At 63.2% G+C, this 7709-nt stretch carries 8 protein-coding genes; all 8 read right to left on the reverse strand.

What is annotated here, in order from left to right:
- Positions 1-39 precede the first annotated feature (39 nt).
- Positions 40-987, reverse strand: a complete 948-nt coding sequence (locus QGN17_RS11530) for a formate/nitrite transporter family protein (protein WP_281044635.1) — start codon at positions 985-987, stop codon at positions 40-42.
- A gap of 140 nt (positions 988-1127) precedes the next feature.
- Positions 1128-1964, reverse strand: a complete 837-nt coding sequence (locus QGN17_RS11535; RefSeq protein WP_281044636.1) for a calcium:proton antiporter — start codon at positions 1962-1964, stop codon at positions 1128-1130.
- Entirely contained in the window at positions 1898-2320 is a 423-nt protein-coding gene (locus QGN17_RS11540; RefSeq protein ID WP_281044637.1) for a hypothetical protein, read from the reverse strand. The genes QGN17_RS11535 and QGN17_RS11540 overlap by 67 nt, the downstream gene beginning before the upstream one ends.
- Before the next feature lie 303 nt (positions 2321-2623).
- On the reverse strand, positions 2624-4549 hold the full coding sequence (locus QGN17_RS11545; protein WP_281044638.1) for an AsmA family protein: 1926 nt from the start codon (positions 4547-4549) through the stop codon (positions 2624-2626).
- A gap of 96 nt (positions 4550-4645) precedes the next feature.
- A complete protein-coding gene (locus tag QGN17_RS11550; protein WP_281044639.1) occupies positions 4646-5002 on the reverse strand; it encodes a hypothetical protein in 357 nt (118 codons plus the stop codon).
- A 152-nt stretch (positions 5003-5154) separates the two neighbouring features.
- Complete coding sequence (locus QGN17_RS11555) at positions 5155-6447, reverse strand: sensor histidine kinase (protein WP_281044640.1); 1293 nt, start codon at positions 6445-6447, stop codon at positions 5155-5157.
- 26 nt (positions 6448-6473) lie between these two features.
- Positions 6474-7199 (reverse strand): response regulator, encoded by a 726-nt coding sequence (locus QGN17_RS11560; protein WP_281044641.1) that lies wholly within the window; start codon positions 7197-7199, stop codon positions 6474-6476.
- Between the two features lie 303 nt (positions 7200-7502).
- Positions 7503-7709, reverse strand: a 207-nt coding sequence (locus QGN17_RS11565) for a hypothetical protein (RefSeq protein ID WP_281044642.1), incomplete at its 5' end; no start/stop codon positions are given.

A 7709-nucleotide genomic window follows, 5' to 3' on the forward strand; every position in this document is an offset into this window, starting at 1 on the left:
GTCGCTAACAGCGTGCACGATCTCCGTTATTCAAAGATCCTAGCCAGTCCCTTCTTCCCAGCATCTGGAACCAGCCGTCACCGCCCGGGTCCGGGAGATGGGCGCTCCGCAGTCGAGTTGGAGACCGACCGCCTCATGCGCCAGGCTTGATCTCGCCCCTGACTTGTCCATGCGCGCGAGCACGGCAAATAGGCCTGTACCTCCAATGATGTTCCCGACGAGCGCTGGCAGTATGAAGCCATTGATTGCCTGGAGGGCGCTGTCGCGACCTGTGAACACAATGAGCCAAGCCTCGGCCGATCCGGCGACGACGTGGCTGAAGCCCCCGATCGCGATCACGTAGGTGACCATCACGATGACCCTGAATTCCGACCCGCGTGCGTTCGGCAAGATCCATGCTATCGCAGCGACCAGGAAACCCGCTGGCGTGCCGAGCGCAAGCGTGGTGAGCGCATCGTGCCGGTTGACCGCCAAAGACAGCTCGATGGCGGCCTGCCGCGCTTCAGGCGCGACGATAGTACCACTGGCGATCAAAGCAGCGACCAACATCGTACCGGCGAGGTTCGAAACCAGTACGATCAACCACAATCGAAGCAGGCGCCACACATTATGAAGAGTTGGATGCGTGGCAACAGGCAGCACTGCTGTCACAGTATTTTCTGTAAAGAGCTGCAGGTTGCCCATGACCACAATCACAAAACCGACACAGTACCCGAATGACGCGACGAGCTTGGTCCATGGCGCGTTCGGAAGGCCCATTGTCAAGAAGGTCTCAGCCAGAACCGAAGCTGAAATCGCAACGCCCGCGGCGAATCCGGAGAAGAGCAAAGAAAGTGCAGGGCGATCCAACTCCTCGTCGCCCTGCAGCCGCACGACCTCATGAACGACTTTCGCTGACCCGGCCCGGCGCTCGGCAACCGATTCGACTTCTTCATCGGACAAGCCTTCGGCGGGCTTCTGCTGCGCTTCGCGCTCGTCGGTATCCATTGGCTCCGCCCCCATCGCTCACATGCATCGTCCGGAATAACCCGTCGGAAACAATCTGCGGCCCTTCACGGTTCAACGAACAAACACGCGTTGCAAAGCGCTCGCGCCGGAGGCTCGCATGATTCCGTGCCGACGTCCCATTACTGATCATCGAAAGCAGGTTTGGGAAAACGGACAATAGCCCGGATCGTCCATGGCCGCGATGCGAGAGCAACGCCTCTCCATATCGACTGGAACGTTCGCCAACTGATCGCCGGCGCGATTGGTGCGTGCGGTTCTGGGGACTTCATCGTGGTCCTGGTTCCGGAGAAGGTCAGCGTGCTGAGGATAAGGGTGACAGTCAGCAGCACCATATTGGCTGCCGAGACGCCGAGGACGACAGACTGACCTGTGATCAGGCCAATGGTAAGTACGGCCGGGACGGTCAGGCCAAGCGTCGACGTCGCGGCGCCCAGGCACAGATTGATCGCGCGGGTTAGTTGGTTGGCGGCCACCGCCTTCATCGCGGAAATACCTTCTGGTGTGAAGACGATCATCACGATCACAATGCCCCCCAGGGCGGTCGGCGCTCGGATCGCGGCGATGCCGTGGTCGAGCAGCTTGGCCAGGCTTTTGGCCAGGATGACGATGGGCAGAATGTTGGCCAGCAACAGACATATGCGGACGGGGATCGAGACCGTAGCCAATCCCGTATCCTGGTGAGGCAAAGGTCGGCCGATCGCGTCGGCGGCGACCGCATCGCCAGCCGTGAAAAAGCCGCGATGCCTTCCGGTCTGCAACCAGAGGAAAATGCCATAAAGCCCAATGGTGAAAACGGAAAAGAAGATCGCCTGGAGAAGCGACAATGTGCCCCCGGCGGTGGAGGTGGTAAAATTTGGAAGCACGAGCGCGATGACCGCCAGAGGGATGATCACCGCGAGATAGGCGCTGGCGCCCTGCAGGCTGTAGCTTTGCTGGTGGTAGCGAATGCCGCCCACCACAATCCTACTCCGACAACCCCGTTCAGAACGATCATGAGGACAGCGAACATGATGTCGCGCCCGAGGGTCGGGACGCCCTTGGACCCGAGCATCACGGCGCCGATCAGCGCGACCTCGATGATGACGATCGAGAGTGTCAGAACGAGCGTGCCGAACGGCTCACCCAGCCGCTCCGCCAGTTCTTCGGCCTCGTGAACCACGCCAAATGCGGACCAGATGATCACTCCAAACAGCCAGCCGAACAGCGCGACGGCGACCAGCTGGGGAGCGCCCGTCATCGTGGTCTTGCCCGCCAGCAGGAAAGCTCCGACGGTGATCCAGGCAATGGCGAGGCGAGGCGTTGATTGCGGCATGTGGCGGCCTTAGCGCAGCGAGCCGCAGCTGTCGCTTGGTCTACTTGGTTGCCGATTGCGGATCGCCCGTTGCCATGCAACGCTAAACGCAAACCGGCCATCTGCTTACCATGCTCAGCCGAAGATCACTCATGTATCAGGTCGATCCGGTGCACCTCAGATGCTTAGGCTCTGGCGGTAGCGACATCTCGTCGCGATGTTTTGTTCGTGGACCTTCAGGACGGAGGAACGGGCACTGGCACCGTCGACCGTGCGAGCGCGAAACACGGGAACCCGCGGTGTGGCAGAAAACCGAGCAGCCGTTCAGCGACAGGCCAGTGCCGGAACAACCGCAAGACGTGCTTTCTCCTTGTCGATCGGAAGCAATCCGGCGATGGGCGTCAACGCCACCCCGAACATGCCTTTGAGGCCAAGCGCGCGCGCCTTGCGACCCGGCAGCAGGGCGACCGTCGGCGACTGCATGGGTCCCTCGATCTTCACGGGTGTCGCAACCTGCATCAGCCTACTCGTGCGCGGCTGCCCCTGCAAAATGATCGATACCCGTTCAGTGCCAAGATCGAGATGCCCGGTTCCCAGAGCAGTGCCAAGTGGCGTGCTCACCGCAAGGCCGGTCGCTCCGAACCGACCTTCACCTTCGCTCTTCATCTCCATGGCAGAGCATGAAACCGGGATCGTCTCGCCCTGCGTCTTGCCCCCGACATTGCCCAAGGCGCGCAGCAGATCGCCGCCGAGTATCCAGGCAGCACGGCGCGGCACGGCAGCGCCGGTGATCTGGATCGCGATGCTCCCTGACGCGGCACCGAGAATCCGATGCAGCGAAAGCCCTGCCCCCTCGATGTCGGCCCGCCCTGAAAGGCGAGCTTCCGCAGGCTGGCTGCTTGCTCTCGCAAAATCTCGAAGCACAGTGCCATCCAGACGGCCTTGCAGACGCAGCTTGGGAACAGCGACTCGAGCGTCGAGCGCTCCGTTCGCGATCAGCGCGCCGGAATAAAGGCGGCCGGTAAAGCGCTCGATCGTCAGAATGCCTTCGGCGCCGATCAGATGCGTTCGAACATCCTGAAGCGGCAAGCTATAGCCCTGCACTTCATGCGCACTGACCGACAGATCGAAGTCATTGGCGCGCAAGCGGTCGAGACCGAACGGGACATCTGAAAATATCCATGGGCTCGCAACCGCCGCTTCGATCTCTCCCGACCGTGCGCGAGCCAGTGCACGCGGCGGCACGGTTGCGAGCAGCGCGTCGATGTCCTGTCGCGTCAACTGACGCGAAGCGAACGCAGCCACGATCCGCTTGCGGTCCGAGCCGTGGTCGGATCGGATCCAGCCGGCCACGTCGGTGTCGCCGACGCGCCCCACGATGTTGCTGAACTTGAAATGTCGGCCGTCCGTTTGCGCCCGCGCCCTCACGGCGAATTGCCGTGAATTGGGTGTCGCGAGATTGAAGAGATAGCCGAGATCCGCGAGGTTTGGTCCGGATGCGCTCATTCCAAGATTGAAGCGGGAAAGGTCGAACGGCTGCGCGGAAACTCCTTGGGCTGTCACCTGCATCCGACCATCGACAAGCTTCGCCGTGAACGGCCATGGCGGTCCGACGGCGGCGGCGTTGAGTTGGCCGCCGCTTGTCTGGAGTGAGACCCCGTACCCTTTCAATGTGCCGGTCGCCTCCAGCGCGAAAGGGCGAGCGCCTGACGCGTCATGGCGAAAGATCCCCGTCAGACGCAGCGATCGTCCAAGGTCCTGGATATCGATCTTCGCGGGCTCGACCAGGAAGCGGGCGACATCAGCAAGCGGCGCGAACGCCGGGCCTGGACGGGGATGCTCCGACATGGTCCAGTTGTTGCGGCCCGGCGCAACGCGAATGAGGTGCAGCGAGAGGCCTGACACCGCGAGGTCGGTCGGGCGGATCTTACCCTTAAAAAGGGGCAGCAGTTCAACGTGAGCGATGATCATGCGCGCCTCGGCCAGATGCCCGCCGTGCAGCCAAGCCGGGTTCCCGATCACGATCCCATGGATCGTGATGGTGGGATCGAACGACAGAAGGTCAAGCCGAAGACTTCGCATCTGAACCGGTCGATGCAGCCGGTGGGATGCCCATCGCATGATCAGACGATCAAAAGCCCCGCTGTCAGCCAGCGCGAGCAGGCCGACCAGAGCGAGAGCCGTGCTGAGAAGGATGGCCGCAGCGGCAAGTAGAATGCGCTTCTGCAACGAAGAGGCCGATACGATCAAACCGACCACCTTCCTGCGATCATCGCTGGGGACTGACCGTTGCATCCGGTCGCCGCTCCGGGGCGGCCAGCCGGACTGGCCGGCTGGCCGTCGACGTCACCAGCCGTCGTGTCGCATCCAACGGATCTGGCGGCTGATCCGGTCCAGACGCTCCTGCACGCGAGCACGCTGGTCGGGTCCGAGCGGACCAGCATCATACCAATGCATTTGCCGGATCCAGTTGCGGACGCCGTCAAGCTCGCCCTGGGCGCGATCGGCTTCATGGTGATCGAGGCTACCGTCGGCGCGCCCGCGATTGATCCGGTCCTGAAGGAACTGGATCCGCTCGCGCGGACCATCCGGAGCACCATGCCAGAAGGCGCCCGCATCCCAGGCGCCCGGCGGCGGAGCGGGTTGCGCGCCGGCCATAGTGGCGACGAATGCCGCCGAGACGATCGCTGCTGTCCATTTCATTCTTGCTCTCCTTACGCCCGGGCCTGCACGACGGTGGCGCAACAACCTGCAGCACAAGGAACCGTTCCGCCGCGACGCTGACAGCCCTTTCAGCGATCACGCACTCAGGTTTGGTTGCGCCGGTCGAACATGATTTGCCAATGGTCGCGCCGTCAGGAGGAAGTAAGCGGCACTGTCACCGTTGCGCTTAGGCCGCCACCCGCCCGGTTCTTGAGCGAGATCGAGCCGCCGATCTTTTGTGCAAGCAGGCGGGCAATGGTGAGGCCAAGCCCAGTTCCCCCGGCAGGAGCGCGGGCGCCATCAACACGATGAAACGGCTCGAACACCTTCGTCAGCGCCTCGGCCGCTATACCCGGACCAGTGTCTCGCACCTCGATGCTGACCGAGTCCGCCGCGATGGTCGCGCTCAGGTCGGCCTCGTTACCGTAAGCCAGAGCATTCTCAACGAGGTTCGTCAAAATGCGCCGCAAAGCTTCTGGTCTTGTCCGCACGATCATCGGCGGCAGGGTTGAGAAGCGGACAGGCTGCCCGACGTCCTGCGCGTCCTCGCACAAGCTTGTGACCAGTGCCCGTATATCGACGCGCTCAAACGGCTCGACGGATCGGGACAGCCGGGCCAGATCGAGCCCTTCCTCAATCAAACCATCCATGATCCAGGCATCCTCGATCAGCTTGTCGCGAAGCGTTGCATCCTGGATGGCATCGAAGCGAAGCCGCATCCTGGTGAGCGGACTTCGCAGGTCGTGCGAGATCGCCGCCAGCATGTAGGTCCGCTCCTCCATGGCTCGGCGCAACTCAACTTGCATGTCGTTGAAGGCTTCGATGGTCCTGCGCACCTCGCTCGGGCCTCGCGCAACGATCGGATCCGCGCCGAGATCGGTGGCCAATTGCTGCGCGGCAAGCCCGAGACGCGTCATCGGACGCGCCGCCATTCGCGCGATGACCAGAGCCAGCAGCAGCGCCGCAACACAGAGCGCCGCAATGAAGGCCCAGCTGAAGCTGTCATCCACAAGGCTTGGCGTCGGCGGGGCATCAACCGCGAGCAGGACGGAGTTCCCTTGTGGATCGACCAGGCGAACGGCGTAGCAATGGGACGGCGGCGGGGGCGGCACTGGCGGGAGGGAGCCCAACGGCATGGGAGCTGGAGGCGGCGGAGCGCAATCGGGTGCCGGGACGCTCGCCGCAGCGATGTTGCGCCACTCAGGTGCCCGAGCAGCGAGACGTCGGGCGAGGCGATCTTCCGGCGTCCCTTTGGGCCATGCCTGCAAGCGGTGCAAACCTGGGATCGCCTCTCCCGTCGAAATCTGCGTCAGCACCCGGTCGATCACGCGATCCTGTCGTTCGGCGCTGACGTCGGAACGGCGCTGCAAGCCGGCCAGGATCGACGCAGCCAATGCGGCGGCCACGATACCGATCATCAGAACGGCGAAGATCCTGCCGACCATGGAGCTTGCGAACGCGGTTATCCGGGTCAGCACGGCTCGATGACTTCGCTGAAGACGTAACCCCGTCCCCTTACGGTCTTGATGATGGGGGAGCCGTCCAGCGCATCGCCGAGCTTGGCACGCAGCCGGCTGATCCTAAGATCGATCGCGCGATCGAGCACCGTCTCGGCCCTGCCACCGGCCATGGCCTGAAGGACTTCGCGCGGAAGCACCTCGCCACGATGCTCGATCAAGGCCGAGAGAAGCCGGTACTCACTTCCCGACAGAGGTACCAGAGTGCCATCGGCAGCGATGATGTGACGGCGGCGCCGATCGAGACGCCATCCGCCGAACCGGACATTGTGATCATTGTCTTCGAGCGGTTCCGCTGACGGAATAGCCGCGGTCCGTCTCAGCACGCTGCGGATGCGGGCCAGTAGTTCGCGGGGCTCGAAGGGCTTGCCGAGATAGTCGTCGGCTCCAATCTCCAGGCCGATGATCCTGTCGATCGGATCGCCGCGTGCGGTCAGCATGATGATCGGTACAGTCGAAACGGATCGCAGCCAGCGGCACAGCGACAAGCCGTCTTCGCCGGGCAAATTGAGATCAAGAATGATCAGCGAGACATCGCACTCTCGCGGCAAGGTCGCCCGAAGCGCTGGGCCGTCGCCGACCGCCGTCGCCGCGAAGCCGTTCGACCGCAGCATGTCGGAGACCAGCGACGCGATCTCGCGATCGTCTTCGACTATGATGATCCTGGTCGAGTGATCCATGATCCCTGTCTGACCCGCCGTCGCCGTCAAGTCGCGGCAAAAAGTATGTCGAAAGCTGTGCATAAGCCGGTGAGATACGCTCCGACACGTTTTTTGGCTCCGACGACAAAGTTCGACATGAAACCACCGGATCTCGCCGCAATTCCACCCGAGCCTTGACGTCCGCCCACCATGGGTAACCGTCAAAGGATCAAGCGATGAGAAACACCTTCATCTTGACGCTTGCCGGACTGTCGCTCGCGACAGCCGGCCTCGCCGGAGCCGCCGATGCTCAGATTCCGGCTCCTCCGCCACCGGGCTTGGCTAGAGGCGACGCGGCGCTGCCTCCGCCTCCGCCGCCACCGACAGGTGACCCGTGCGCTCGCTCGGGGCCCGACGGGCGGCCGTTGGTACCGCCTCCCCCGTCTCCTGCCCCTCGCGGCGACAGGCCGCCGCCTTCCGGCGCGCCGGGTCCTCCTCCTCCTCCTCCTCCTCCTCCTCCTCCTCCTCCTCCTCCTCCTCCTCCTCCTC

This window comes from Sphingomonas oryzagri, assembly GCF_029906645.1.
GTDB classification, from domain to species: domain Bacteria; phylum Pseudomonadota; class Alphaproteobacteria; order Sphingomonadales; family Sphingomonadaceae; genus Solisphingomonas; species Solisphingomonas oryzagri.

Excerpts from the sequence above, each read along its gene's own strand:
- QGN17_RS11530 (WP_281044635.1), bottom strand. The coding sequence starts at position 987 with ATGGATACCGACGAGCGCGAAGCGCAGCAGAAGCCCGCCGAAGGCTTG.
- QGN17_RS11540 (WP_281044637.1), bottom strand. The coding sequence starts at position 2,320 with ATGCCGCAATCAACGCCTCGCCTCGCCATTGCCTGGATCACCGTCGGA.
- QGN17_RS11550 (WP_281044639.1), bottom strand. The coding sequence starts at position 5,002 with ATGAAATGGACAGCAGCGATCGTCTCGGCGGCATTCGTCGCCACTATG.
- QGN17_RS11555 (WP_281044640.1), bottom strand. The coding sequence starts at position 6,447 with ATGGTCGGCAGGATCTTCGCCGTTCTGATGATCGGTATCGTGGCCGCC.
- QGN17_RS11560 (WP_281044641.1), bottom strand. The coding sequence starts at position 7,199 with ATGGATCACTCGACCAGGATCATCATAGTCGAAGACGATCGCGAGATC.